The 26,013-nt window shown below is 72.9% G+C and carries 28 protein-coding genes; 13 read left to right on the top strand and 15 right to left on the bottom strand.

The features are described from left to right. Positions 1-59: 59 nt before the first annotated feature. Complete coding sequence (locus ACGFYY_RS06655; protein ID WP_393707424.1) at positions 60-839, bottom strand: DeoR/GlpR family DNA-binding transcription regulator; 780 nt, start codon at positions 837-839, stop codon at positions 60-62. A 225-nt stretch (positions 840-1,064) separates the two neighbouring features. Here ACGFYY_RS06655 and ACGFYY_RS06650 point away from each other — a divergent pair, with 225 nt between their 5' ends. The 3 genes from ACGFYY_RS06650 to ACGFYY_RS06640 all read left to right on the top strand — a co-directional run bounded on the left by ACGFYY_RS06650 (position 1,065) and on the right by ACGFYY_RS06640 (position 3,424). After that, positions 1,065-1,967, top strand: a complete 903-nt coding sequence (locus ACGFYY_RS06650) for an SIS domain-containing protein (protein WP_393707423.1) — start codon at positions 1,065-1,067, stop codon at positions 1,965-1,967. Then, positions 1,964-2,800, top strand: coding sequence for a class II fructose-bisphosphate aldolase (locus tag ACGFYY_RS06645; protein WP_393707422.1), 837 nt, complete (start codon positions 1,964-1,966; stop codon positions 2,798-2,800). Before ACGFYY_RS06650 ends, ACGFYY_RS06645 begins: the two co-directional genes overlap by 4 nt. Before the next feature lie 84 nt (positions 2,801-2,884). Beyond that, on the top strand, positions 2,885-3,424 hold the full coding sequence (locus tag ACGFYY_RS06640) for a hypothetical protein (RefSeq protein ID WP_393707421.1): 540 nt from the start codon (positions 2,885-2,887) through the stop codon (positions 3,422-3,424). Between the two features lie 40 nt (positions 3,425-3,464). On the opposite strand, the gene ACGFYY_RS06635 is transcribed toward ACGFYY_RS06640, so the two are convergent. Continuing rightward, positions 3,465-4,151: a hypothetical protein gene (locus ACGFYY_RS06635; protein ID WP_393707420.1), complete on the bottom strand. Its 687-nt coding sequence runs from the start codon at positions 4,149-4,151 to the stop codon at positions 3,465-3,467. Positions 4,152-4,237: 86 nt separating this feature from the next. Beyond that, positions 4,238-4,789: a DinB family protein gene (locus ACGFYY_RS06630; protein WP_393707419.1), complete on the bottom strand. Its 552-nt coding sequence runs from the start codon at positions 4,787-4,789 to the stop codon at positions 4,238-4,240. A 124-nt stretch (positions 4,790-4,913) separates the two neighbouring features. Here ACGFYY_RS06630 and ACGFYY_RS06625 point away from each other — a divergent pair, with 124 nt between their 5' ends. Then, positions 4,914-6,104, top strand: a complete 1,191-nt coding sequence (locus ACGFYY_RS06625; protein WP_393707418.1) for an acyl-CoA dehydrogenase family protein — start codon at positions 4,914-4,916, stop codon at positions 6,102-6,104. Positions 6,105-6,146: 42 nt separating this feature from the next. On the opposite strand, the gene ACGFYY_RS06620 is transcribed toward ACGFYY_RS06625, so the two are convergent. Further along, positions 6,147-6,509 carry a DUF1330 domain-containing protein gene (locus tag ACGFYY_RS06620; protein WP_393707417.1) on the bottom strand — a complete coding sequence of 121 codons (363 nt, stop codon included), beginning with the start codon at positions 6,507-6,509 and terminating at the stop codon, positions 6,147-6,149. 90 nt (positions 6,510-6,599) lie between these two features. Further along, positions 6,600-7,505 (bottom strand): LysR family transcriptional regulator, encoded by a 906-nt coding sequence (locus ACGFYY_RS06615; RefSeq protein WP_393707416.1) that lies wholly within the window; start codon positions 7,503-7,505, stop codon positions 6,600-6,602. Between the two features lie 139 nt (positions 7,506-7,644). Between ACGFYY_RS06615 and ACGFYY_RS06610 the strand changes: the two genes are divergently transcribed. Both ACGFYY_RS06610 and ACGFYY_RS06605 read left to right on the top strand, forming a co-directional pair. Then, positions 7,645-8,475 carry an inositol monophosphatase family protein gene (locus ACGFYY_RS06610; protein ID WP_393707415.1) on the top strand — a complete coding sequence of 277 codons (831 nt, stop codon included), beginning with the start codon at positions 7,645-7,647 and terminating at the stop codon, positions 8,473-8,475. A gap of 42 nt (positions 8,476-8,517) precedes the next feature. Beyond that, positions 8,518-9,114 (top strand): NADPH-dependent F420 reductase, encoded by a 597-nt coding sequence (locus ACGFYY_RS06605; RefSeq protein WP_393707414.1) that lies wholly within the window; start codon positions 8,518-8,520, stop codon positions 9,112-9,114. A gap of 50 nt (positions 9,115-9,164) precedes the next feature. On the opposite strand, the gene ACGFYY_RS06600 is transcribed toward ACGFYY_RS06605, so the two are convergent. The 6 genes from ACGFYY_RS06600 to ACGFYY_RS06575 all read right to left on the bottom strand — a co-directional run bounded on the left by ACGFYY_RS06600 (position 9,165) and on the right by ACGFYY_RS06575 (position 14,660). Continuing rightward, positions 9,165-9,551: a hypothetical protein gene (locus ACGFYY_RS06600; protein ID WP_393707413.1), complete on the bottom strand. Its 387-nt coding sequence runs from the start codon at positions 9,549-9,551 to the stop codon at positions 9,165-9,167. A gap of 31 nt (positions 9,552-9,582) precedes the next feature. Further along, positions 9,583-12,504: a CHAT domain-containing protein gene (locus ACGFYY_RS06595; RefSeq protein WP_393707412.1), complete on the bottom strand. Its 2,922-nt coding sequence runs from the start codon at positions 12,502-12,504 to the stop codon at positions 9,583-9,585. A gap of 38 nt (positions 12,505-12,542) precedes the next feature. Continuing rightward, entirely contained in the window at positions 12,543-13,316 is a 774-nt protein-coding gene (locus ACGFYY_RS06590) for a DUF6338 family protein (RefSeq protein ID WP_393707411.1), read from the bottom strand. Between the two features lie 33 nt (positions 13,317-13,349). Beyond that, positions 13,350-13,538, bottom strand: coding sequence for a hypothetical protein (locus tag ACGFYY_RS06585; RefSeq protein ID WP_393707410.1), 189 nt, complete (start codon positions 13,536-13,538; stop codon positions 13,350-13,352). 109 nt (positions 13,539-13,647) lie between these two features. After that, positions 13,648-14,100 carry a VOC family protein gene (locus ACGFYY_RS06580; protein ID WP_393707409.1) on the bottom strand — a complete coding sequence of 151 codons (453 nt, stop codon included), beginning with the start codon at positions 14,098-14,100 and terminating at the stop codon, positions 13,648-13,650. Beyond that, entirely contained in the window at positions 14,097-14,660 is a 564-nt protein-coding gene (locus tag ACGFYY_RS06575; protein ID WP_393707408.1) for a MepB family protein, read from the bottom strand. The genes ACGFYY_RS06580 and ACGFYY_RS06575 overlap by 4 nt, the downstream gene beginning before the upstream one ends. A 314-nt stretch (positions 14,661-14,974) precedes the next feature. Between ACGFYY_RS06575 and ACGFYY_RS06570 the strand changes: the two genes are divergently transcribed. After that, a complete protein-coding gene (locus tag ACGFYY_RS06570) occupies positions 14,975-15,100 on the top strand; it encodes a hypothetical protein (RefSeq protein ID WP_393707645.1) in 126 nt (41 codons plus the stop codon). A 31-nt stretch (positions 15,101-15,131) separates the two neighbouring features. Here ACGFYY_RS06570 and ACGFYY_RS06565 read toward each other — a convergent pair whose 3' ends face one another. Next, a complete protein-coding gene (locus ACGFYY_RS06565; protein ID WP_365281592.1) occupies positions 15,132-15,524 on the bottom strand; it encodes a TOBE domain-containing protein in 393 nt (130 codons plus the stop codon). 166 nt (positions 15,525-15,690) lie between these two features. Between ACGFYY_RS06565 and ACGFYY_RS06560 the strand changes: the two genes are divergently transcribed. Genes ACGFYY_RS06560 through ACGFYY_RS06550 form a run of 3 tightly spaced genes read left to right on the top strand, consistent with a single transcriptional unit; the run spans position 15,691 to position 20,299 of the window. Further along, positions 15,691-16,596: an oxygenase MpaB family protein gene (locus ACGFYY_RS06560; RefSeq protein WP_393707407.1), complete on the top strand. Its 906-nt coding sequence runs from the start codon at positions 15,691-15,693 to the stop codon at positions 16,594-16,596. Positions 16,597-16,622: 26 nt separating this feature from the next. Further along, positions 16,623-18,734, top strand: coding sequence for a tetratricopeptide repeat protein (locus ACGFYY_RS06555; protein WP_393707406.1), 2,112 nt, complete (start codon positions 16,623-16,625; stop codon positions 18,732-18,734). After that, positions 18,731-20,299 carry a phytoene desaturase family protein gene (locus ACGFYY_RS06550; RefSeq protein ID WP_393707405.1) on the top strand — a complete coding sequence of 523 codons (1,569 nt, stop codon included), beginning with the start codon at positions 18,731-18,733 and terminating at the stop codon, positions 20,297-20,299. The genes ACGFYY_RS06555 and ACGFYY_RS06550 overlap by 4 nt, the downstream gene beginning before the upstream one ends. Here ACGFYY_RS06550 and ACGFYY_RS06545 read toward each other — a convergent pair. Next, on the bottom strand, positions 20,296-20,772 hold the full coding sequence (locus ACGFYY_RS06545; RefSeq protein ID WP_393707404.1) for a hypothetical protein: 477 nt from the start codon (positions 20,770-20,772) through the stop codon (positions 20,296-20,298). The genes ACGFYY_RS06550 and ACGFYY_RS06545 overlap by 4 nt on opposite strands. A 238-nt stretch (positions 20,773-21,010) precedes the next feature. Here ACGFYY_RS06545 and ACGFYY_RS06540 point away from each other — a divergent pair, with 238 nt between their 5' ends. Further along, positions 21,011-21,418, top strand: coding sequence for a PPOX class F420-dependent oxidoreductase (locus ACGFYY_RS06540; protein WP_109781942.1), 408 nt, complete (start codon positions 21,011-21,013; stop codon positions 21,416-21,418). Positions 21,419-21,509: 91 nt separating this feature from the next. Here the strand turns inward: ACGFYY_RS06540 and ACGFYY_RS06535 are convergent, their stop codons facing one another. Together ACGFYY_RS06535 and ACGFYY_RS06530 are read right to left on the bottom strand one after the other, a co-directional pair. After that, a complete protein-coding gene (locus tag ACGFYY_RS06535) occupies positions 21,510-21,959 on the bottom strand; it encodes a nitroreductase family deazaflavin-dependent oxidoreductase (RefSeq protein WP_365280378.1) in 450 nt (149 codons plus the stop codon). A gap of 40 nt (positions 21,960-21,999) precedes the next feature. After that, positions 22,000-23,208, bottom strand: coding sequence for an FAD-dependent monooxygenase (locus tag ACGFYY_RS06530; protein ID WP_393707403.1), 1,209 nt, complete (start codon positions 23,206-23,208; stop codon positions 22,000-22,002). 96 nt (positions 23,209-23,304) lie between these two features. Here ACGFYY_RS06530 and ACGFYY_RS06525 point away from each other — a divergent pair, with 96 nt between their 5' ends. Then, the gene (locus ACGFYY_RS06525; protein WP_393707402.1) at positions 23,305-23,973 is read left to right on the top strand and encodes a TetR/AcrR family transcriptional regulator; all 669 of its coding nucleotides are present in this window, start codon (positions 23,305-23,307) and stop codon (positions 23,971-23,973) included. A gap of 413 nt (positions 23,974-24,386) precedes the next feature. After that, the gene (locus ACGFYY_RS06520; protein ID WP_393707401.1) at positions 24,387-25,790 is read left to right on the top strand and encodes an alpha/beta hydrolase family protein; all 1,404 of its coding nucleotides are present in this window, start codon (positions 24,387-24,389) and stop codon (positions 25,788-25,790) included. The last annotated feature ends 223 nt before the right edge of the window (positions 25,791-26,013 follow it).

Raw genomic sequence — 26,013 nt, 5'->3', positions numbered from 1 at the left:
CGCGCCTGGACGGGTGCGGTGGACACCCCCTGAGGGCTCCCGGCTCCGCCGCCTCGGCATCACACCCGCAGCACCTCCACGCCCGCCGCCGCGAACTCCCCGGCGACCTCCGCCGTCAGGCCGGTGTCCGTCACCAGGACGTCCACCGACGACGTCGCGCAGATCCGGGCGAACGCGCGGACGCCCAGCTTGCTGGAGTCGGCCGCGACGACCACCCGGCGGGCGCGCTCGCACAGCAGACGGTTGATCGAGGCCTCGTCCTCGTGGCGGGTCGCCGCGCCGTCCGTCGGGTCGAAGCCGTCCACGCCGAGCACCGCCGTGTCCACCGCGAGTTGGCCCAGCACCTGCTCGGCGAGCGGGCCGGTCAACTCGTACGACTGGGGGCGGGCCACCCCGCCCGTCAGTACGATCTTGAACTGCGGCCGGATCACCAGCTCTCCCGCGATGTTGAGGGCGTTGGTCACCACCGTGAGCGCCGGCGAGCCCTGGGCCAGGTCAGGGCGCCCGGCCAGGGCCCGCGCCACCTCGGTGGTCGTGGTGCCGCCCGTCAGGCCGATCACCTCGCCCGGGGTGATCAGGGCCGCCACCGCCTCGCTGATCCGCTGCTTCTCGGCGGCGCGGCGCGATGTGCGGTAGCGGAGCGGGAGTTCGTACGAGACCCCGTGCAGCACGGCTCCGCCGCGCGTACGGACCAGCAACTGCTGCTCGGAGAGCTGGTCGAGGTCCCGGCGGATGGTCGCGGCGGACACGCCGAGGGTCTCCGCCGCCGGTTCCACCTCCAACTCGCCCCGCTCCACGAGCAGATCCAGCAGCGCCTGCCAGCGCTCCTTGCGGGTCATCGGCCGCCCCCTTCGATGCTCTGCGTCATTCGTTCCACGGCGTTCCACGGCGTTCCACGGCGTTCCACGTGTCCACGGCGTTTTCCGGCGGTCCCGTCGGCCCACCCGGCGACACTAACTCAGCCGCTCCCGTCGTGGATGCTTGAAGTTGCGTGAAACCGGCCGCTACCTTGCAGGAACACGCAATCGAGCCTTCAGAGCCGCCTGCCGCACGAGGGAGCCTGCATGAGTCACGTCGCGTACGAGTTGGGCACGCAGCCCGCATGCTGGGAGCGGGCCGCCGAACTGGCCCCGGCCCGGCGGGCGGTGCTGCCGCAGCCGGGGGAGCGTACCGCGATCGTCGGGTGCGGGACCTCGTACTACATGGCCCAGGCGGCCGCGGTGCTGCGCGAGGAGGCCGGCCAGGGCGAGACCGACGCCTTCCCCGCCTCCGAGTTCCCGCGCCACCGCCGCTACGACCGGGTCATCGCCCTGACCCGGTCCGGCACCACCACCGAGGTGCTGGACCTGCTGGCCGGGCTCCGCGACGCGGGCGTCCCCACGACCGCGGTCGTCGGCGATCCGGCGACCCCTGTGATGACCGCCGCGGACGAGCTGGTCGTCCTCGACTTCGCCGACGAACAGTCCGTCGTGCAGACCCGTTTCGCGACCACCGCGCTCACCCTGCTGCGCGCCCACGTCGGACTGCACACCCCCTCCGCGGTCGCCGACGCCCGGACCGCCCTCGTCGAGCCGCTGCCCGCCGACATCGCCGGCCGGGAACAGTTCACCTTCCTCGGCCGCGGCTGGAGCGTAGGACTCGCCCACGAGGCCGCGCTGAAGATGCGCGAGGCCTCGCTGTCCTGGGCCGAGTCCTACCCGGCGATGGAGTACCGGCACGGGCCGATCAGCGTCTCCGGGCCCGGTACCGTCACGTGGTCGCTCGACGAAGCTCCCGACGGGCTCGCCGAACAGGTCCGGGCCACCGGCTCCCAATGGGTGCCCGGAGGGCTCGATCCGCTGGCCGAACTGGTCCGCGTGCACCGTCTCGCCCTCTCCGTCGCCGCCCACCGGCAGCTGGATCCGGACGCACCGCGCAACCTCACGCGCTCGGTCATCCTCACCACCGGCGAGGAGGCCGTCCGATGAGCCTCGTCCGTGCCGGAGACCTGGTCCTGGAGGCGGCCGCGGCCGGCCGGGCCGTCGCCGCCTTCAACATCATCACCCTGGAGCACGCCGAAGCCGTCGTCGCCGGGGCCGAGGCGGCCGGTCTGCCGGTCATCCTCCAACTGAGCGAGAACGCCGTGAAGTTCCGCGACGGGCGGCTGCTGCCCATCTCCCGGGCCGCCGGAGCGTGCGCGGAGGCCGCCGGGGTCCCCGTCGGCCTGCACCTCGACCACGTCAAGAGCCCCGAGCTGCTCCGGCAGGCCTGCGACGCCGGATACAGCTCGGTCATGTACGACGCCGCGCAACTCCCCTACGCCGACAACCTGGAGGCCACCCGGTCCGCCGCCGACTGGGCACACGCCAACGGGCTGTGGATCGAGGCCGAGCTGGGCGAGGTCGGCGGCAAGAACGGTGCCGCGCCGCTCGACCCGCACGCGCCCGGTGCCCGTACCGATCCCGACGAGGCCCGGCGGTTCGTGGCCGACTCCGGGGTCGACGCCCTGGCCGTCGCCATCGGCAGCAGCCACGCGATGACCAGCCGGACCGCGGCCCTGGATCATGTGCTGCTGGCCCGGCTGACCAAGACCGTGGACGTGCCGCTCGTCCTGCACGGGTCCTCGGGGCTGCCGGACGCGGAACTCGCGGCGGCCGTCGCGGGCGGCATCCGCAAGGTCAACATCGGTACCGCGCTCAATGTGGCGATGACCGAGGCCATCCGTACCCACCTGACCCCGGCGGACCCCCGGCCGTACCTGACGGCGGCCCGTACAGCGATGGCGGCGACGGCTACGGCTATGATCGGCGCCCTGAACTGAGGGTGGCCGGTGACCGGTGGTCGGTGGCAGATGACCGGTCACCGGCCACGGGTCACGGGGTACGGGGTACGGGGGACGGCGATCATGGACACGCAGCGCGGACACACGAACCGCCGCCGATTCCTGCTGATCGCCGGCCTCCCGCTGCTGACGGTGGGTGCGGGCATGACCTACCTGTTGTGGCCGGAGCCGCGGACCCGTCTCGAGGTCCGTACCGACCTGGAGCCGCTGAACCGGCGGCTCGGGCCGTTCCTGGGCGAGCTGACCGACGCGCACTGGCTGGGCTACGACATCGACGACAAGGGTGGGGACCGGGGCATCCCGAGCCCCGACTCGCGGATCCGGGTGGTCGGGCTCGCCCGCCTTCCGGCCGGCGGGGCGGCCGCGATCACCGGCAAGCCCGATCACGCCTTCGCCGCCGGTGGTGCGCCGTCCGACCTGCCTGCCGCGCTGAAGCAGTACCTGCCCGCCGCCGCGACCTGGCAGCACAGTCCGGGCTTCGACGCGTACGCCAACGGCCGGGGCGCCGCCGAGCAGCCCTCGGACGGGACTCCGACGGGCCGGTACCTCTTCGACGCGGACCGCGACCTCGTCCACTTCGACGTCCTGTACCTCTTCACCTGACATCCCGTACTCCCGTACTCCCGTACTCCCGGGGCGGGGGTCAGCGCGGTACGAGGCGGGCCCGGTGGTACTGGATCCCGTGCCATCGGGCCTGGTCGGGGCGCGCGCCCCGGTCCAGGGTGCGGGTGCCCTCGGCGAGCGTCACGGCGTGCCCGGTCGACAGGACCAGGGCGACGAACCAGATGGTCCGGTCGGGCTCCACGGTCTCGTCGTAGTACCAGTCGGCGGTGACGCCGTCCTCCCCGGTGAGGAAGGGCCGCTGCAGGAAGTCCTGGACGGGGAGCGGGAAATGGCCGAGCACCCCCTGGGCCTCCCGGTCCAGCTCCATGCGCACCACCGGAGCCCCCGGCAGGCCCGGGGCGGTGGCCCGCCCGTCCGCCGGCGGACTCCCGTCGAAGGACCGGCTGTGCAGCGAGCCCGGCTCCACCCGGGCTCGCCGCCCGCGGAACTCCGGCACTCCGTCCCGCAGCACCTGGCCGACCCGGCACAGCCCGCGGTCCCCGACCACCAGCGCGGCGGGCCGCCTCTCGGAATCCGGCCCGGCCCACCAGGTCAGGCAGCGGCCGGCCTTCTCCAGCAGCCGGGCCCGCACGTCCCCCGGTAGCAGCTCCCAGTACGCGTGCCGGGCCGGGATCTCGGGGTCCGTGGGGAGGGCGCCGGGCTCGTGGATCTGCGTCACCGCGCGCGTGAACTCGGGGTCCTCGCGGCGCCATGCGTCGATGTCCATATCCCCCCATTGTGCGTCAGACGGCCGAACCGCACATGCGATTCCGGTCGGTGCGATTCCGGTCGGTCGGGAGTCGACTCGTGTGCTCAGATGCCTATGGCCCCGTCGATCCGCTCGCGCAGGAGGTCGGCGTGCCCGTTGTGCCGCGCGTACTCCTCGACCATGTGGATCAGCACCCAGCGCAGCGACACCTTCCCGCGCCACGTGTCGACGGCCTCGACGTCCAGATCGGGCGCCTCGGCCACGAACCGTTCGGCGAAGGCCACTTCGGAGCGCCACGCCTCCCAGGCCGCCTCGACCGCCGCGGGGTCGGCGAGGGCCCCGTCGAAGTCCCCGTCGGGTTCCTCCGCCGAGGAGAAGCGGGGCGGCGCGTCCTGGCCCGCCAGGACCAGCCGGAACCAGCGGCGCTCCGTATCGGCCAGGTGCCGTACCAGTCCGAGCAGGGAGAGCGTGGACGGCTCCACCGCCCGGTGTGCCAACTCGGCCTCCAACCCGATGCACTTGAGCTCCAGGGTGGCTCGCTGGTCCGCGAGGAAGGCGACCAGCATCTGCCGCTCGTCCCCGGTCGCGGGGCCGCTGAAGCGGCCGTCCCGCTCGGGCTCGACGAAAAATTCCGCTCTGCTGCGTGGGCTCGTCATGATGGCGATTATGAACACCGGCCTCGAACGGCCGACGCCCGGGTCCTTCCGAATTCTTGTAACAGGTTCTACTCTGACCGCCGCCACCACAGCGCCCGGTTGGACCGTGAACCCCGGAGGGGCCGTGCACCTCGAATACACGCCTGAGCAGCAGCAGTTGCGCACCGAACTGCGTGCGTACTTCGCCGAGCTCGTGCCGCAGGACGTCTACGCCCGCTACGAGGACCCGGCAGCCCAGAAGCGCTTCTACCGGGACACCATCCGCCGACTCGGCGCCGACGGCTGGCTCGGGGTCGGCTGGCCCGAGGAGTACGGCGGCCGCGGGATGACCCCGATGGACCAGTTCATCTTCTTCGACGAGGCCGCACAGGCCGTCGTCCCGTTGCCGCTGATGGCGCTCAACACGGTCGGGCCGACCATCATGCAGTTCGGCACCGAGGAGCAGAAGGCCTACTTCCTGCCGAAGATCCTCGCCGGCGAGATCGACTTCGCCATCGGCTACAGCGAGCCCGACGCCGGCACCGACCTCGCGGCGCTCAGGTGCAAAGCCGTCCGCGAGGGCGACGAGGAGACCGGCACCTACGTCGTCGACGGACAGAAGATCTGGACGACCAACGGAGACACCGCGGACTGGGTCTGGCTCGCCGTTCGCACCGACCCGGACGCCCCGGCCCACAAGGGCATCACCATGCTCCTGGTACCGACCTCGGACCCCGGCTACTCCTGCACCCTGATCAACACCCTCGCCTCGCACGACACCACCGCAAGCTACTACGAGAACATCCGCGTTCCGGCGAGCCGCCGCGTCGGCCAGGAGAACAAGGGCTGGCGCCTGATCACCAACCAGCTCAACCACGAACGCGTCACCCTCGCCGCCCACGGCACCATGGCCATCCGGGCCCTCCACGACGTCCAGCGCTGGGCCGCCGCGACCAAACTCGCCGACGGCCGCCGGGTCATCGACCTCTCCTGGGTCCGCGGCCGCCTCGCCCGCACCCACGCCCGGCTCGACGCGATGAAGCTGCTCAACTGGCAGATGGTGGGCGCGGTCCAGGCAGGCACCCTCACGCCGCAGGACGCTTCCGCGGTGAAGGTGTACGGCTCGGAGGCCCGCCGGGACGCGTACGCCTGGCTGATGGAGATCGTCGGCGCGGCCGGCTCCCTCAAGGACGGCTCGGCGGGCGCGGTCCTGCACGGCGAACTCGAACGCGGCTACCGCAGCGCCGTGATCTTCACCTTCGGCGGGGGCAACAACGAGATCCAGCGCGAGATCATCTCCTGGATCGGCCTCGGCATGCCACGCGTACGCCGCTGACCCCGACGGAACCGTGGGTCGATCGGCACCGCGCAGGGCGGCCTACGGGGTCGACCTGTTCGCTCGGTCTGCCTCGGCCCGCAGCGTGCGGGCCCGTTCGGCCGGGTGGTAGTTCGGGCCGACACCTTCGATCAGCAGCAGGTCGCCCTCGATGTGGTCGGTACGCAGGCGCAGGATGGTGCGGTAGGCCGGAGAGCCGTACCAGGCGCGGGCCTCGGCCAGGTCGGGGAACTCGATCAGCACCATGCTGCCGGGCCACGTGCCCTCCACGACCTCCGCCGGCGGCCCGTGGATGACGAAGCGACCTGAGAAGGGGTCGAGGGTTGCCTGGATACGTTCCAGGTACTCGACGACGTCGGAGTGACTCCGACGGCTGCGGAGATGGGCGAAGCCGTAAGCGGGCACCACGGGGCTCCTTCGGTCCGGGGTGAGTGATGACCGCGAAGGTAGCCGAGGGTGGTCGGGCGGTGCGATTACCTCGGAGGTAATCGCCCCCTACGGTGCTCCGCACGCGGTCAGTGCGTCCCGCGCCAGCCCGCGTAGCCAGGCGTGGGCGTTGTCGTTGTCGTACCGCTGATGCCACGACAGGTAGACCGGGGCCGAGGGGAGTTCGAGCGGCAGGGGGAGCACGACCAGGCCGAGGTCGGCGACCGTGGAGCGCGTGACGGCTTCGGGGACACTGATCACCAGATCGGAGTCGCGCGCGAACGCGAACGCGGCCGCTTCGGTGGGCGCGGTCGCCACCACGCGGCGGGTGAGGCCGAGTCGTGCGAGGGCGTCGTCGAGGGCGTTGCCGAAGTTCCCGCGTCGCGAGACGGTGACGTGCTCGGCCGCGGCGTACCGCTCCGCGGTGAGGGTGCTGTCGTGGGTCAGGGGATGGCCCCGTCGCACGACGACGACGAGGCGGGTCTGGCCCACGTTCTCGGCGCGGATGTCCGGTGCGCTCGGGCGGTTGGCGTTCGCCTCCAGGTCGACCTCGCCGCGGCGCAACCCGGGTGTGTCGACGCTCGATTCCGCGACGAAGCACAGGCGCACCCCCGGCGCCTGTACGCGCACGGCCGCGAGCAGCGCCGGTCCACCCAGGGCGACCAGGGAATCGTGCCAGCGCAGCGTGAACGTGCGCTCCAACATCGCCAGATCGAGTGCGCGACTCGGCGCCAGGACCCCCTGGACCTGGTGCAGCAGCTCGTGCACCTGCGCCCGGACGGCGAGCGCATAGGGCGTCGGGGTCATCGTGCGGCCGGTGCGCACCAGGATCTGATCCCCCGTCGTATGCCGGATGCGGCCAAGGCTCCGACTCATGGCGGGGGAGGTGACGTGCAGGCGCGCGGCCGCCCCGGCCACGCTGCCCTCCTCCAGCAGCGCATCGAGCGCGGTGAGCAGGTTCAGATCCAATTGCATGTGAGTAATGCTAATCGTTCCTGACATGCATTTGAAGTTAACGATGGTGCTCCTTACCGTTGAGGTGAAAGCGCGCGACGGAACGCGCGGATCGGCCCGGCCGACCTCACCGACCCCCGCCCGAGACAGGAGCACCACCATGTCCGAAACCCTGCAGACCGCTACCGTCCCGGTCTCCGTTCCCACCTCCGACGCCGACCTGCTCGCCCAGACCGTGCTCGCCGTGCGAACGGCGGGCGCGGCGCTGCGCGAGCGCTTCGGCGAGGTCGTCCGCCACCGGACCCGCGAAGAGCTGATGCACGCGCTGGCCGCCAACGACGACACCGCCCTCGCCATCCTGCGCCCCCGCCTCACCCACCTGCGCCCGGAGGCCGGCTGGGTGGAGGACGAACTCGACGGGGGCGCGCTGCCGTCCGGCGAATGGTGGGTCGTGGATCCGGCCGAAGGCAACGTCAACCACCTGCACGCCCTGCCGGAGTGGGCGGTCACCGCCACCCTCGTACGCGACAACCGGCCGGTACTCACCGTGGTCCACCTGCCGTTGGCCGGAGAGACCTACACCGCGCTCGCCGGAGCGGGCGCCCACCTCGACGGCAGGCCTCTGCGTGTCTCCGACACCGCGCACCTCGACCTGAGCATCGTCGCCACCAGCCAGGCCCGGCCGGACGAGGACGCGGAGGTCGTGCGGCGCGTCGGCCGCTCGATCACCGCGATGCTCTTCGACGCACTCGTCGTTCGCACCGCCGTGCCCGCGACCCTGCACCTGGTGAACGTGGCCGCCGGCAGGACCGACGCCTTCTGGCAGTTCGCCGGCGCCCGCGCCGACCTGCTCCCCGGCGCACTGCTCGTCCTGGAGGCCGGCGGCCGGATCTCCGACGCCGAGGGCCGCCCCTGGACCCCGCAGAGCGACAGCTTCCTGGCTGCCGCACCCGGCATCCACGCCGAAGCCGCCTCGACGCTCTCCCGCTGACCCCTTCACGAGCATCCGAAAGACCAAGAGGAAGACATCGATATGAACGAGATCGCCGTACTCGGGAACGGCCGCGTCGGCGGCAACCTGGCCGCCGCCCTGACCCGGGCGGGACATCAGGTCACCGTGGCGGACCGCACCCCGGGCGCCGCCGCCGACGCCGCCCGCGGCGCCCGGATCGTCATCAACGCCACACCGGGCGCCGGTTCACTCGAGCGCATGACCGCCCTACGTGCCGAACTGCGGGGCAAGATCCTCGTCGACGTCTCCAACGCCACCACCGACGGTCCGGACGGACTGCCCGCCGACCTGCTCCACCCCGGCTCCAGCCTCGCCGAGCAGCTCCAGGAGGCGCTCCCCGAAACCAGCGTCGTCAAGACGCTCAACACCATGCTCTTCCCGGTGATGACCGCGCCGGCCATGTTGTCCCAGCCGCCGACCGCGTTCCTCTCCGGCGAGGACCCGCAGGCCAAGCGGACCGTCCGCGAACTGCTCACCGACCTCGGCTGGCGCAAGGAGTGGATCACCGACCTCGGCGGAATCCGTACCGCCCGCGCCACGGAGGCCGCGATCCTGTTCGTGCCGCACGTGATCCGCGCCGACGGATTCGCGCCCTTCGCCCTCTCCCTCGCCCGCTGACCCGCCCGCCGGCTGACCCGCTGACCCGCAGACACCGCTCCGCCGGATGTTCAGGACCAGCGGAGACGCTTCAGTTTCTCCGTGTAGGAACTGAACGGTGCCCCCTCGCGGCCGACCAGATCCTTGGCCTCCAGCCTTCTCAGTGAGCTGTGCCTCTCGGTCACCACAGGATGTCCGCCCTCCTCGGCCCCCCAGGAGTACGAGTAGAGCTCCGCATCCGTACCGAGGATGATCTGGTCGTTGTTCCCCCAGACCTCCCTCCAGTCCCCGAGGGCACGGGAGTAGCGGGTCTCCGAACTGTAGGAGTTCCCGTGATCCACGATCCAGCCCTCGACGGTGACCCGTTCATGGGAGACGGTCGTCCTCGCCTTCCCCTTCGCGTGCAGCTGTCCCACCACGGCGCGGGCCAGGTTCCTGAATTCCTCGTATTCGTCCATCGTCATGCCTCCTGGTTGTCTGCTCCACGCGTCACCTGACGGCGCCGATGCAGTGGAAGAGGTGCCATTCGTCCCGCAGGCGTGGAGTCACGGGGCTGTCGCGGGCCCCGCGCTGCAGAGCACGCAGCGCGGCGGCGGGATCCTGTCCGTCCAGAACGCGTTCCGCCAGGTCCGGCAGGAGGTGCGCGCACGTACTGCCGTGCACTTTCTTGATCGGGGCGACCACCTGGCGGGCGCCGGCGAGCATGAAGCTGAGCGCCAGTCCGGACGGCTCGCTGCCTGGCTGGTGCCAGATCCGGCCGCTGCCGCAGCAGCCGAGGACGACCGTGGCGGGCACCGCCAGTTCGAGTACGGACCAGTCGTTGAGTGCCCCGGCCTCGGTGAGGATGTCCTGCCCGGGCCGATGTCCCGCCTCGCCGTGCGCGGCGCAGTAGAGGAGATCCGAGGCTCCCTCCGCCAGCGCGCCCGCCAACTGCTCGAAGGAGGAGACGCGCCGCACCTTCGTGACCTTCCCGAGCCGCTCCCGTTCGAGCCGGCCCATGGGGGCGTCCGTGGGGAAGAGCCCGACGACCGTGTGCTCATCCCCGAGTCCGCGCGGCCGACCGTGCCGGGCGGGCTGTTCGTGCCGGGCCGAGCGGGTCCGCATCGACGGCGTCAGGGTGATCACGGCCTTGTCGACGAGCTGTCCCGTACTCCCGCTCAGCGGCAGGGCCGCGTAGGGGACGTTCCACAGCTCGTTGGCGGGAAGGACGAACAGTCGAACCGGGTCCGTCTCCGCGCACGCACCCAGTACGGAGTGCAGGCCGGACGGCAGCAGACGGTCGGCCAACTCGGACCAGGCGCCGTCCGCGCGCAAGGACGACTCGCCGTCCTGACCGACGTCCTGCCCGTCCCGGAAGCGGGCGAGCAGGGCGACGGCCTCGGTCGACAGCGGGCCGTGGGTGGCCTCCAGCGAGCCGTTCGGATGCCGGCACACCGAGACGACCTCCACGGTCCGGTCCGTTCCGGTGAACAGCTCGACGTACAGGGCGTATTCACGGGCGCCGAGTCGATGGTGGTCGATCTCGGCCTGTTCGTTCCCCGGCTCGATCCCGGTGGCGGCGGATCCCGTGCGCTGTTCGGTCGTGGGCAAGGACTGGGTGAAGGCGAAGAACAGCCTTTCGTGCAGGGCCCGGTGGGCGGATTGCCACGTCGTCCGCCGCGCGGCCGGAGCCCCCTCGGGAGGTCGCTCGTCCTCGTGGCGCTTCAGCTCGGCGTGCAGCCGACGGAAGTCCGGGGAGAGATCGGCCACGCCGGTACGCAGAGCTCCGGTGATGGCCCAGTCACGCGCGGACTCCAACCACTGCTCGGCGAAGGCGGGGTCCCCGGACACGGCCGGCATGAGCAGCGGGAGCGCCGCGGAGCGGGTGCCGTGCAGGAAACCCGCCCGCGTGACGGCGTCCGGCGATGTCGCTCGGACCTCCTCGATCGCGAGCAGTGCGCTGCGCCCGTGGGCCAGGGCTCGCACCTCGTCCCCCGCCTCCGACCAGGCTTGCGACAGGGCCCATTGTCCTTCGATCTCGCCCAGTCGGTCGTTGGCGCTGCCGTAGCGCCGGATCGCCTCCTCGCCGGCCTCCATGGGGGAGTACCCGCCCACCCCGAGGCCGCCGCGCACCGAGACGAGGAGGACCAGGGCCTCGTTGCGTAACTGCCCCAGTCGCTCGAACCCGTTGAGGGCAGCGGTCAGCACCCGCCCGGCGCGACGGTGGTGCCGAGGGGGATCCACGGTGGCCGGGGCTTCGAGGGACAGCAGCCGGCCGAGGGAGGTGAGCATGCGCAGCCGGTTCATCGGATCCGCCGTCTGCCGGCCCAGCGGTGCGACCGCGCGCGTCAGCAGATCGCGGGCGCTGCTCAGGTCGCCTGCGTCCATGGCCAGTTCGGCGAGCTCGCGTGAGCTGTTGTGGAGTCCTCGGGGTTCGTCGGCCTCCCGGTACCAGCGGTACGCCTCCTCGAAGTGGCGGCGGGAGTGCTCGGGGCCCGACAGCGCGCCGAGGAGCTCGCCCAGTTCGAACTCGATGTTGGCGAGCGTCAACGGATTCACGCCTTCGATCCGACGCAGTGCCGAACGAGCCCGTCGATAGCCGTCCATGGCTTCGCGCAGGTTCCCCGCCAGCTTGTCGGCCATGGCCAATTCCCGGCGGCTCTCGGCCTCGGCCACCAGGTCGCCACCGCCCGAGGTCGCCTTCCGGACGGCGGCCTCCAGGAGTTCCCGGCTCCGCTCGGCGTCGCCTTGGACGCGTTCGGTACGCCCCCACCACAGCAGCACGGTGGCGGTCGCCGGCGCGGGTGCGCCCGCGTCCTCGTAGAGCCGCACCGCCCGGCCGTAACTGTCCCGTGCCGCCTGTACCTCGCGCCGTTGTTCCTTGACCTCCCCGAGGTTGCGCGCAGCGTGCCCCGCGGCGAGGAGCGAGGGTCGCAGGCACCGCTCCGCCTCCTCGATCCTTGCCGCGTAGGTGGCCGTGTCGCCCGATTTCTGGGCCACCAGGGCGAGGTCCAACCAGAGCGTGGCCTCGGTGACGGCGTCCTGGGCGCGTCGTGCGAGCAGCAGGGCCTCGGTCAGCGCGCCCTCCGCGTCCCGGTGGGAGGTGATGCGCAGGACGTTGGCCCTGGACTGCGCGGCTCGGGCGACACCCACCCGGTCTCCGGCTCGTTCGTAGGCGGCGCGGGCGAGGTCGGCGTTCTCCACGGTCGACGGATAGTCGTCCTGCTGCCAGGCGTATTGGGCGAGCAGGAAGAGCGCGCGCCCGAGCAGGTGGTCGTCCCCGTCCGCGCGTGCCTGTGCGACGGTCCGGCGCACCTCGTCCACGCCGTCGGGGGAGCGGTCCAGCAGTACGGGGGCGCGCAGCCGGTGCAGGCCGGCCTCACCGGGTGGTTCCGTGACGCCGAGAGCGGCGAGGGCCCTCTCCGTCGACACTGCCGGGGTGTCGTCCGGTCGGGCACGGTCCTGTGCGTTCATGGCATGGCCTCGGGTGGGACGACGGTACGGGGTGGGTGAGGGGTGACCGGTGCGACGGTCGGTGGGTCGGCCGGTGCGTCGTCCGGTGAGTTCGTCGGCTGGTGGCCCGGCGGGTCGGTCGGTGACGGCACTCGCGCCTCGGGGCGCAGGTAGGACCCGTACACGAGGACGATCTGCGATCCGGGCAGTACGGCGAACTGCGCGGGGTGTCGGATCCGGCCCCGGGAAGGGACGGTGACCGAGAGGGGCCCCTGGAGAACGAGATCGCCCTCACCGAGAGGACCACGCTCGTCGTCCATGCCTTTCAGGAAGCCCTCCCACACCCGGCCGTCGGCCAGGTGCACCGCGAGGAAGGGGTGGAGTCCCGGCGGTGTCGTCTCGGCGACCCGGTGGAGGGCGGAGGCCGAGGTGCTGCGTGTGGCCGAGCGTCGACGCCAGACCTCTCCCAGGCCGGCCGCCGCGGACAGGCAGACGCTGACGGTGAGCGCGAGGACGACCGACCAGATGGCCTGCCAGATGTGCGGGCGTACGTAGGAAGTCCCGAGGAGCAGCCCCTCCAGGGGGAGCAGAGCCGTCCAGCGACGGGCCAGGAGGAGGACCGTCAGTACGGCGACGACACTGCCGGCGGCTCCGACACACACCAGGTCCACGAGTTCCATCACGGAACTCCGGCGCCGCCGGGGAACTTTGACTTCGACGATACGGACGAACGCGTATCCGGGAGCCGCGGCCGCCAGGAGTACGGCGAGGGCGGTGAACGTCGTGGGCATCGGCGGTGCTCGCGTCGGCCGCTCCGCGTCGGGTCAGGACCGGTCGTCGGTCGGTTCGGGATCCATGGACGGCGCCGGTTGTCGGAGCAGTTCGGCGTCCGCCTCGGCGAACGGGTCCGGCAGCGCGATACGAGCGGGGTCGCCGATCGAGGGCATGTCGGTGGCACGGTGGCCGTCCGAGGTCAGGTCCTCGGCGGGATCCGTCTCGGCGTCGTCAGGCATCCGGGGACTGGGCATGGGTGCTCCCGCGGGCTGGGGTCGGACGGGGTCGGCGTGCCGTCACGCGCGGCGGCGGACGCTTCGTCGTCCATGGTAGGGACCCACTGCCCGGCTACTCCGGAGTACGGGTGAATTCCCCTTCTTCCCCGCTCTGTTGAGGGGAGGGAAGCGCGACGAGTTCGATCTCGAAGCCGTCGTCGTTCTCCAGGTAGGCGGCGTAGTGCCGCGGGCCGCCCGCGTGGGGATGGCGATCCGGGAACATCAGCCGCCACCCGTGGCGGGTCGATTCCGCGGTCAGGCGGTCGACCGCGACCGCGTCCTCCACGTGGAAGGCCAGGTGGTTCAGTCCCGGCCGGCAGCGGTCGTGCCGGTCGGCGGTGAGGGCCGGGGACCGCTCGACGACCAGGTAGGTCGGCCCGAGGCGCCAGCTGCGGCCGTCGGCCCAGTGCTGGTACGGGGTGTGTCCCAGGGCCTCCAGGAGCCAGCCGAGCGACGTGATCGCGCGGTCGAGGTCCGGCACCCACAGCTCGATGTGATGCAGCGTGCCACCGGCCGGCCGGCTCACGTGTAGAGCTTCCGGGCGCGGTCCAGGTCGACCGGACCGTCCTCGGGCCGGGGCAGCGGCAGGAAGTGGTCCAGCTGCCACTTCTGCGCGCTGTCGGCCGTGCGGTTGGTGGTGGTCACCCAGGGCGGATAGACGCGGAAGGCGCGCTTGCCGCCGGATCCGCCCGTCGATACGACGCCGTGCCGGCGGAGCGCGTCCAGCGGGAGCACGAACTGGCCGAAGTGCTCACCGTCGCGGGTACTGATGACGAAGAGGTCCACCGGGTCCGCGGCGTCGAACGGCTGGATCGGCCCCTCCGGCGAGCGCTTCCAGACGGTGACGAACTGGCCGACCTTCGTGGGGGTCGTCCGCGCCGCGCGGAACCGGACGGCCAGGCCGGCCACGGTGAGGGTGTGGGCGGCGTAATCGGCGCTCTCCGCTTCCGGGACCGGTCGCGAGCAGGTGAAGCCGCAGGGGTCGTAGACGAGCGCCTTCACCGCGACGAGGTCCGCGTGGGTCGTGGTGGTGTCCGACCAGGGCCGGGGGCGGGGCGGGGATGCGGGTTCGTGGTGCGTCGTCATGCCGTCACCCTGTCATGGCCCGGACCGGACCCGCGGCCGGCCCGGAGTCCGGGGCTCGGGGCCCGCGCCGGTGTCCGCGTGGCGATCACCGGTGCGGGCCCCGAGAAGGAGAGGCGGCCCGGGCCACGCCAGGCCGTGGCCGCGGTCCTCGCGGCCCCAGGCCGCCCCGCGAACCGTGGAGGGCCGATGCGTCCCTGTCCGCCCATCGCCGAGCACGGTCCGATCGGGGACCTCAAGACCTGCGCGCGGGCCTCCTCCGAGGGAGTGCTGAACCGGTTCTGCGCGCCCCGCTTCGACTCGCCCACGCGAACCACGTGGGGCTCTTCGTGGAGGAGATCGGGCGCACGGGCGAGCAGTGGGGCAACTTCCCGCAGGGCTTCACCCACCTCGCCCTGATCGTCGCGGCCCTCGCCCTCGACACGGAACTCGACAAGGCCTGAGCAGGCCGGCGAAGCCACCGGGGCGGCGCGGTCAGTCGAGGTCGATGTGGACGCTGGTGGACTTCACCCGGGCGACGGCTCGCACGCCGACCGCGAGTCCGAGTTCCTCGACCGCCTCGCGGGTCAGCAGGGAGACCACCCGGTGCGGGCCGGACTGGATCTCGACCTGGGCGGAGACCTCGCCGAGCGTCACCGCCGTCACGATCCCGGGCAGCGCGTTGCGCGCCGAGGTCGCGGACTCGCCGTCCCCCTCGGCGGCCTCCTGGGCGAGCGCCACGCAGAAGGCGGCCAGATGCCCGCCCTCGATCATTCGCTTGTTGCCTTCCCGCAGGGTCGGGAAGCGGCCCGCGTCCGCCCAGCGGCGGGCGGTGTCGGTGCTGACGCGGAGGAGTTGGGCGGCCTCGCCGATCGTGTAGAGCTGCACGCCGCAACTCTATGCCGCCGACGTCCCGCCGACGTCCCGCCGACGTCCCGGCGGGAGATCGGCGGGTGCCAGGAGGGGACGGCGGCCCTGCTCCCGAGGTCCTGCCGACGGCCGCCCCGGCTCGGTAGGCTGGAGCCGCCGGCCGCCTGTGACGGGGAGGAACGCGATGGGGACCACCGTGACCGGACCACGCCCCGGAGCCGACCCGGGTCTGTACGGCCCGTCGTCCGTCACCTGGCAGTGCCACGGCGACCCGATGATGTGGATCGCCGGACTCCGCGCCCTCTACCTCCAGGCCCTCCACCCGCGCGCCGTCCGCGGGGTCATGGAGAACTCCGACTTCCGGCAGGACGCCTGGGGACGGCTGCTGCGCACCGCCGACTTCGTCGGCACCCTCACCTACGGCACCACCGAGGCCGCCGAGCGCGCCGGCCTCCGCGTCCGCGCCATCCACCGCAAACTGTCCGCCACCGATCCGGACACCGGTGAACGCTTCCCCGTCGACGACCCCGAGCTGCTGCTGTGGATCCACTGCGCTCAGATCGACAGCTTCCTGCACGTGCTGCGCCGCTCCGGCGTCCGCCTCACCCCCGCCCAGGCCGACCGCTACGTCGACGAGAACCGCGTGGGCGCCCGCCTCGTCGGCCTCGACCCGACCGAGGTCCCCGCCGACACCGCCGGGCTCGCCGCGTACTTCGAGGAGATCCGCCCCGAACTCGCCGCCGGCCCCGACGCCCTCGCCGTGGACGACTTCCTGCGCGGCCCGCCCGTCCCTGCCCTTCTCGTACGTGGCCGAAACCTGCTGTGGCCGCCGATCGCCGGTCTGGCGTACGGTTCCCTCCCGGGCTGGGCGCACCAGCTGTACGGGCGGCCCGCACCGGCCCCGCGCAGCGTCACCCGGCGCCTGCGCCTCACCGGACACGTGCTGCGCAGCATTCCCGCAGGTCTACGCTGGCAGCTGCCTCCAGGTCACATCTTGAAAGCGATGCGTCGCGTGGGCCCCGGGAGTCGCCCCTCGCCGTACACACTGCGTACATCAGCGGCCATACTGGACCGGCCGGGGAGGGCGTAGCACGAAAACGGGGGCGGCTTTAAGACATGGCGGAGTCCAGACTGATCCAGGGCCGTTACCGGTCGCTCGATCTGATCGGGCGCGGCGGCATGGGCGAGGTATGGCGCGCCCGGGACGAATCGCTGGGCCGACAGGTCGCCGTGAAGTGCCTCAAGCCGATCGGCGCCGAGCAGGACGCCCACTTCACCCAGGTGCTCCGCGAGCGGTTCCGGCGCGAGGCACGCGTGGCCGCCTCCCTCCAGCACCGCGGGGTCACCGTCGTCCACGACTTCGGTGACGACAGCGCCGCCGGCGGCCCCCTGTACCTCGTCATGGAACTCCTCGAAGGCCGCAACCTCAGCCAGCTCCTGGAGGACAACGACACCCGGCCGCTCCCCGTGGACGTCGTCGTCGACATCGCCGAGCAGATGGCCGCCGCCCTCGGCTACACCCATGACCAGGGCGTCGTCCACCGTGACCTGAAGCCCGCCAACATCATGCGGCTCACCGACGGCACCGTGAAGATCTGCGACTTCGGCATCGCCCGCCTCGCCCACGACATCGGCTTCACCGCCAAGCTCACCGGCGGTGGCATGGCCATGGGCACCCCGCACTACATGTCGCCCGAACAGATCGCGGGCGGCGAGGTCGACCACCGCAGCGACCTCTACTCGTTCGGCTGCGTCCTGTACGAGATCGCCACCGGCGCCCCGCCCTTCGACCTCGGCGATTCCTGGTCGGTGCTGGTCGGCCACCGCGACAACGCGCCCGTACCGCTGCGCGAGCACCGCCCCGAGCTGCCCGGCTACTTCGACGAGGTGGTCCTCGACCTGCTCGCCAAGCGCCCCGAGGACCGGCCCGGCGACGCCCGCCACGTGCACCGCCGGCTCGTCGAGGCACGGCTGGGACCGGGCGGGCTGCCCGGCGCCCAGGCCCCGCTCCCGCCCTGGGCCCGCGGAATGACCGCCGGACGCAAGGCCGGGATCGACGCCCGGCCCGCCAGCGGCGAATGGGCCGTGCTCACCGGAGCCTGGACGGCCGCGCGCCCCGCCGGCCGGCCGTCGGTCCCGCACCCGCGCGTCGAGCACCCCGCGGTCCACCCCGGCACCACCACCATCGTCCGACCCGCGCCCGCCGAGGACCCGCGGCTCACCGCCGCGTACGGATTCCCGCGCCCCGCCGGCCCGCGCGGCAGCGGCCCCGACGCGCTCGATGCCGGCCACGCGCGCGCGTACGCCCTCAGCCGCGAGGGTCGGCCCGCGGAGGCGCTCGCCGGGTACACGGCCGTCGCCGAGGGGCGCATGCGGGTACTCGGCGCGGACCACGCCGACACCCTCGCGGCGCGCCAGGAGACGGCGTACGAGCTGGGTCGGCTCGGGCGCCACCAGGAGGCGCACGACGTCTACCGCGCGGTGCTCGTCGCCCGCGAGCGAACGATGGGCCCGCTCCACCCCGACACGCTGCGCTGCCGGCACAACCTGGCCTGCGCACTGGGCGCGCTGGGCCGGTTCGCCGACGCCCACGCCACCGCCGCCGAGGTCGCCGCCGACCGGGCCGCCGTCCTGGGCGCCGAGCACGCCGACACCCTGCTGACCCGGTACGAGGCGGCGTACGCGCTCGGCCGCCTGGACCGCTGGCAGGAAGCCCTGGTCGCCTTCCACGAGGTCGCCCTCGTGAGGGAACGGGCACTCGGCCCCGACCACCCCGACACCCTGGCCGCCCGCTACGAGGTCGGCATCGCGCTCGGCCGCACCGGCAGGAGCGCCCAGGCCCTCGACCTGTTCCGGGCCCTGGTCCGCGACCGCACCCGCGCCTACGGGGTCACCGATCCCGAGACGCTGCGCGCCCGGCACGTCCTCGGGGTCAACCTGGGCCGTCTGGAACGCTGGGCGGAAGCGGTGGCCGAGGCCCGCCAGGTGGGTGCCCTACGGGCCGAGGTGCTCGGCCCCGAGCACCCGGACACCCTGGTCAGCCGCCGGGAACTGGCCGGAGGGCTGGGCCGGCTGGGCCGCTGGGACGAGGCGTTGCCCATCTACCGCGACCTCTCCGGGATCCGCGAACGGTCCCTCGGCGACGAACATCCCGACACGGTCCTGGCCCACGCCGACGAGGCACACTGTCTGGAGCGGCTCGGCCAGGTGTGCTACCAAGAGCCATGACGACCTTCGGGCGGGACGTGTACGACGACGTGATCGTGGGCGGTGGGCACAACGGTCTGGTGGCCGCCGCGTACCTGGCCCGGGCCGGCCGATCGGTGCTGGTCCTGGAGCGGCTCGGGAACACGGGCGGTGCGGCGATCTCCAGCCGTCCCTTCGTGGGCGTCGACGCCAGACTCTCGCGCTACTCCTACCTCGTCTCCCTGCTCCCGTCGAAGATCGTGCGCGACCTCGACCTGCGGTTCGCGGTACGCCGCCGGACGATCTCCTCGTACACGCCCACCGAGCGCGGTGGGCGACCCGGCGGACTGCTCGTCGGGGGCGGTGAGCAGCGCACCCGGGAGTCCTTCGCGCGACTGACGGGTTCGGAGCGGGAGTACGAGAACTGGCGCGCCTTCTACGGCACCACCGGGCGGGTCGCCGAGCGGGTCTTCCCGACGCTGACGGAGCCGCTGCCCACGCGGGCGGAGCTGCGGGCCCGGATCGACGACGAGGCCGCCTGGCGGATGCTGTTCGAGGAGCCCCTCGGGGAGGCCGTGGAGCGGAACTTCGCCGACGACCTGGTGCGCGGGGTGGTCCTCACGGACGGGCTGATCGGTACCTTCGCGGACGCGCACGACCCCTCCCTCGCGCAGAACCGCTGCTTCCTGTACCACGTCATCGGCGGCGGGACCGGCGACTGGGACGTCCCCGTCGGCGGCATGGGCGCGCTGACGGACGCCCTCGCGGCGGCGGCCCGGGCGGCCGGAGCCGAGATCGCGACCGGCCACGAGGTGCTGCGGATCGACACGGACGGGGTCGCCCCGGCCGAGGTGGTGTTCCGCACGGCGGCCGGGGAGGGCCGCGTGGTGGGCCGTACGGTCCTGGTGAACGCCTCCCCGAAGGCCCTGGCCGAACTCCTCGGCGAGACCCCGGCAGCGGGCGCGGCGCCGGCCCCCGAGGGCGCCCAGCTCAAGGTCAACATGCTCCTGCGGCGACTGCCCCGGCTCCGGGACACCTCGGTGGACCCGAGCGAGGCCTTCGGCGGCACCTTCCACATCGCCGAGGGCTACGCCGAGCTCGCCCGCGCCTATGCGGAGGCCGCCTCGGGCGAACTGCCCTCCGTACCGCCCTCGGAGATCTACTGCCACTCGCTGACCGACCCGACGATCCTCGGGCCGGAACTGGTGGAGCAGGGCTACCAGACCCTGACCCTCTTCGGCCTGCACGCCCCGGCCAGGCTGTTCGAGAAGGACAACCAGCAGGCCCGCGAGGTGCTCCTGACCGCCACCCTCGCGCAGCTCGACGCACACCTGGCCGAGCCGCTCACCGACTGCCTCGCCTTCGACGCGGACGGCCGCCCGTGCATCGAGGCGAAGACCCCGCTGGACCTGGAACGCGACCTGCGGCTGCCCGGCGGCCACATCTTCCACCGGGACCTGTCCTGGCCGTACGCCGAGGCGGGCGGTCGGTGGGGCGTGGAGACCGCCCACCGCAACGTCCTGCTGTGCGGGGCGGGCGCGGTCCGCGGCGGCGGCGTCAGCGGGGTCCCCGGGCACAACGCGGCGATGGCGGTACTCGGGCGCTAGGGCCGTACCGGTCTCCGCTCCTGCTCCTGCCACGGCCGGAGGGCGCTCCAGGTGCCACCGGTCGCCGAGAAGACCAGGTCCGAGCCCTCGAAGACCTCCCGCGCGTTCTGCGGGGACGAGCGGCCGAAGCGTTCGGCGCACAGATCCACCCGCATGAGCCCGTCGAAATGAGTGAACATCGGCGGATCGTAGAGGACCCAGGAGAAGTGCTGGCTCTCGTCGATCCGCAGGTGCTGTACGCCCGTCAGGTCCAGGCACACCGGCTCCCACCGGAGGTCCTCCGCCACGACCCGGGCATCGATCACGATCCGGGCGACGCGCCCCCGCGTCCGCGGACCGAATTCCTGATCGAGGACGACGCGACGGACACAGGCGTCACCGAACGCGTAGCGGGCCAGTAGAGACGCGATCCCGTCCCTGTCCAACTCGTACGGTCCGTGGTCGCGCTCCGGTACCGGCGGTATCAGTTCCACTGCGTTTCGCTCCTTGGTCGTCCCGGCCATCGTAGGAGCAGCCCATGCGCGGCCCGGCCCCCGGCCCGAGGGCGGCCGGTGCGGTGCGACGGCGCTCGGCCGGACGGGTGGATCGTGCCTGCCGCGTCCGCCCGCCGGGCCCCCGTGGCGCCGGCGATTTTGCAGGCTGTGCGTTGTCGCTCCCCTCCGAGGCCCATCGGCCCGGGGACGGCAGCCAGCCGAGGGAAGGAACCGCCGCGTGCCCGCCGCACTCTCCGACGACCTGAAGAAGCTCATCGACGACAGCCCGGTCTTCGCGACCGTGGCCACGATCCAGCCGGACGGCAGTCCGCAGCTGTCGATCACCTGGCTCACCCGGGACGGCGACGACCTGCTGGTCTCCACGACGGTCGGCCGCCGCAAGGAGAAGAACCTGCGCGCGGACCCGCGGATCACGGTCATGATCAACCCGGCGGACGCGCCCTACTCCTACGCCGAGGTCCGGGGCACTGCCGCACTGACCACGGAGGGTGGGTACGAGCTGATCGACGCCCTGTCCCGCAAGTACACGGGCAAGGACTACGCGGACTTCAACCCGGCGTCGAAGGACGACGCCGAGCGTGTCGTCGTCCGGGTCACCCCGCGCAAGGTCGTGGGCTCGATCTGACGCCCGCCGGAGGGGCCGCCGGGAGGGAGACTCCCGCCGGCCCTGGGCCGAGGCCCGCCGGCCCTGGGCCGAGGCCCGCCGGCCGCTGTCGTCAGCCGACGGGTTCGATGACGACGATCGGGATCTCGCGGTCCGTCTTGGCCTGGTACTCGTCGTACGCGGGCCAGTGCCCGACCATCACCGGCCAGTACGCCGCGCGTTCCTCCGAGGTGGCGGTCCGGGCCGTCCCCTGCATGATCTTCGTGCCGACCTGGATGCGCACCGTGGGGTGCTCGGAGAGGTTCCGGTACCAGAGCGGGTGCGCGGCGTCGCCGCCCTTGGACGCGACGACCAGATAACCGCCGTCGGCCTCACCGTAGATGAGCGGGGTCCGCACAGGCTTGCCGGACACCCGGCCCAGGGTGGTGAGCAGGAGGGTCTGGGTGCCGTTCCAGTACTGCCCCTCCGAGCCGCCCGACCCCACGTAGAGCTTGACGTGGTCCAGCTGCCAGCTCCCCTCCTTGGGGTCGGTGGGGTGGTCCCAGTCGATGTCGGTCGTCATGTGCCTCCGCCTGCCTTCGCGTCGAAACAGTCAGCGAACCTCACCAACGAGCACCAACGCCCGTGGGCACGGTGTCCATTCCGTCCGGGAGCGTGAATCCGTCGAACAGCGCAGCCATCGCCCGGTTCGTGGCCCGGGCCGGGGTGGCGCGGACGGCGAGGTCGCGGACGGCCACGGCGAGAGGGTGGGTGAGGGCGGCGACCCGGCCGGCCCGGCGGGCGCGGACGCGGATGGCGTCGGTGCGGGCGCAGCGCGCCGCGCTGTAGGCGGCGAGGGCGGCCGGGACGTGCTCGGGGCCGGCGTCGGCCAGCAGGTGGCCGAGGACCGCTGCGTCCTCGACGGCCTGGCATCCGCCCTGGCCCAGGTTGGGGGTCATGGCGTGCGCGGCGTCGCCGAGCCAGGCCAGGCGGCCGTGGTGGAAGCGGGGGAGCGGGGCCGCCAGGTCGTACAGGTCGTGCTGGAGCACGGCCGCCGGGTCGATCCGCTCCAGCAGGGCCGGGATCGGGTCGTGCCAGGTGCCGTAGCGGCGCAGGAGTTCGGCGCGCACGTCGGCGGGGCGGTATCCCTCGGGGGCGACGGCCGTGGCGTAGACGTAGGTCCTGCCATCGGCGAGCGGAACCACGCCGAAGCGCTCACCGCGGCCCCACGTCTCGGCGGTCACCGCGCCGGCGGGGCTCACGGTGGCGGGCAGGACCGTACGCCAGGCGGTCTCGCCGCTGTGGTGCAGGCCGGGGTGGTCGGGGAAGTACTGGCGGCGCAACGGGCTGTGGATGCCGTCGGCGGCGATGACGAGGTCGGCGCCGTCGAGGTCCCCGGCGTCCGTGCGGACCACGGGGGAGCCGTCGGCGTCGTCCACCGAGGTGACGGCGACGCCGTAGCGGATCGCCTCGGCGGGGAGGGCCCCGGCCAGGGCGTCGGCGAGGGCCGAGCGGTGCAGGGCGAGCGGCGGGCCCCCGAAGCGGGCGGCCGGTGCGGCGGTGTCGGCGCGGCTGAGCCAGCGGCCGTCCGGGCGGCGCAGGCCCATCGCGGCGGGGACGACGCGGCCCGCCGCACGGGTGATGTCGAAGCCGATGGTGTCGAAGGCGCGCAGGGCGTTGGGGGCGAGCACGATTCCGGCGCCGACGGCGGTCGGCCCGGTCGCCCGCTCGCACACGGTGACCCGCCAGCCGTGCCGGTGCAGGGCCAGGGCCGCGGTGAGCCCGCCGATCCCCGCGCCCGCAACGACCGCGTGACGCTGAACTGTCGACATGACGAGTCCCCCGCTTCCTCTTCCTCGGTACTCCTCCGCGGATCCTCTACATCCGTAGAGTCCGATGCCGTCACTCTACAGCTGTAGAGTGGGGCGATGTCCACCCCACGTACGAGCCCGCCCGCGGCGGACCGCAGAACGCTGATCGCCGACACCGCGATCGACCTCGTCGCCTCCGCCGGGCTGCGGGGCCTGACCCACCGCGCGGTCGACGGCGCCGCGGGGCTACCGGCCGGGAGCACCTCGTACTACTTCCGTACGAGGACGGCGCTGATCGGGGCCTGCTACGCGCGACTGGCCGAGCTGGACCTCGGCGACGTGGGAGATTTCGGCGACAGCCATGACATCGGTGACATCGGCGCATCCGGCGGGGACGGCCCACCGCCGCCCGGGCCCGCGCCGGTACCGGCGGACCGGGAGAGCGCCGCGGCCGCGCTGGCCGGACTGGTGCACCGCTGGCTGACGGTGGGCCGCGCGCGTCAGCTGGCCCGCTTCGAACTCAGCCTGGAGGCGGCCCGCAACCCCGAACTGGAGGCGGACTTCCACCGGGCGGGACAGGGAGCCCGGGCCCGCGCCTCGGGCATCCTCGCAGCGCTCGGGGCACGGCGGCCCGAGGAGGCCGCCGACCTCCTGGTCGCCTGGACGGACGGGCTGCTCTACGACCGGCTGGCCGGCGCCCTCGCCCGCTCCCGCCCGGCCCCGGACCTCACCGAACTGACCGCCGTGACCCGGCGGATGCTCGACGCGGTCCTCGCGGGGTCCTGACCGCCGGCGGGGGCTCCGGAGATCGCGACCGAGGCCGGGAACTTCCCGGGTTGGTTGACCGTTCATCCAGGTGTGGGACCGCGTGCCCACCCCCGGACGCCCTGGCCGACCATCCCCCCCCGGTCGGCCCGGGCCCGCCCCGATCGGCCTCTCCCCCCCCGGCCGGTCGGGGCCCATGCGTACGGCGGCGCCGCCGTCGTTGCGCCCAGGTGGTCGGGGTACGGAAACCCGGCGCCGTGTCCCCCGGACGGCGCAAGACCGGCGTCGCCCGTGCGGCCGCACTCCCGCGCGGGTCCCCGGCCCCGCCACCTGCCGCTCAGGGCGGCCGACCGGGACCCGGGCCGGACCCCGAGCGGCCCGCGCGGAACCGGACGGGAGGCCGGCGCACCGGGTCGGCGCTACGTTCCGGAGGCATGAACCGCATACCTGGTGATCGGCACTCCGGCCCCACCCGACGCGCCCTGCTCACCGCCGGGGCCGGTGCGGCCCTCGCGGCGGGTTGCGCGCGGGGCGGCACCCCCGGTGCTCCGGCGGCGGCCTCCAGCAGCGCGGCCACACCCACCGCGGCCGCCGGCGGCATCACCCCGGGCGTGATGACCCTGTTCAAGGACCCGGGCTACAACTTCAACGGCCTCCTGGCGCTCGGCGCCTCGGGCGCCGGCGCCGCCGAGGTCGGCGAGGTCCTGACGGCCGTGAACACGATCAACGGCTCCGGACTGACCGCCCAGACGTACGTGAAGACCTTCCGTGCCCTCGGCGACCAGCTGCTGAAGGCGCCTCCGGGCGCGCCGGCCGACGGCCGGACCAAGCAATTCCGGGCGCTGCGCGCCGCCCAGTACTACGGTCAGGCGCTCTTCTTCGTCCTCGGGTCGGACGACCCCGGCAGCGAGGAACAGCTCTACAAGGCCGGACGCGGAGCCTGGGACACCTTCTGCGACCTGTGCGATCCCGCCCCGGTGAAGGCGAACGTGCCCTACGGGAGCACGCCGCTGCCCGTGTGGTTCTTCCGCCCCGACACGAGCAACACCCCCCGCCCGACGGTCATCCTGACCAACGGGAGCGACGGCCAGAACGTCGACATGTGGACCTACGGGGTCCCCGCCGCGCTGGACCGGGGCTGGAACGCGCTCGTCTACGACGGGCCGGGTCAGGGCCAGCTGCTCTTCGTGGACCAGGTGGTGTTCACGCCCACCTGGGAGAAGGTCGTCACGCCCCTCGTCGACTGGCTGTCGGCCCGCCCCGACGTGGACCCCGCGCGGATCGCCCTGACGGGTCTGAGCATGGCGGGGGACCTCGCCCCGAGAGCGGCGGCCTTCGAGACCAGGATCGCCGCGCTGGTCGCCATGCCCGGCTGTCTGGAGCCGTGGCTGGGTTTCCCGCCCGAGATCCGACAGATCCTCACCCCCGACAAACAGGAGACGAACGACATCTGGAACAAGGAGGTCGTCCCCGAACTGCCTCCGGACGCGGCCGACGTGATGAAGAAGCGCTTCGAGCCCTTCTCCGTCCCGGCCATGCTCGAAGCCCGGCAGGGCAAGCTGTTCACCGACTTCTACACCCCCGCCACCCGGATCCAGGCGCTGTCCATCACCGATGTCGTCGGCCGGATCAAGGCCCCCACCCTGGTGCTGGACTACGAGGGCGAGCAGTTCTACCCCGGCCAGCCACGCCGCATGTACGACGCCCTCACCTCGCCCAAGGACTACCTGAAACTGACGGCCGCCGAAGGCGCCCAGCTGCACTGCTCCCCGATGGCCCCCCAGCTGCACTGCGAAGTCGTCTTCGACTGGCTCCAGAAGACGCTCCCTGACCGCTGACGGCTGACCGCTGACGGCTGACCGCTGACGGCCGGCCGGCCGCCGCAGGACGGACCCGGCAGGACACAAACCCCTGGCCGGGGCCGCCCCGACTCCGCATCATGGGGACGTGGGGGGGGGGCCGGGGGGGGGGGGCGGGGCGCGGGGGGGCGGGGGCGGCCCGCCCGAGGGCGGCCGCGCGCCGGCGCGCCGCCCGCAGGGAGCAGAGCACCCCGACGAAGAG

It is taken from the genome of Streptomyces sp. NPDC048331 (assembly GCF_043201215.1).
In the GTDB taxonomy this organism is placed as follows: Bacteria; Actinomycetota; Actinomycetes; order Streptomycetales; family Streptomycetaceae; genus Streptomyces.
This window is presented reverse-complemented; position numbering and strand designations above follow the sequence as displayed.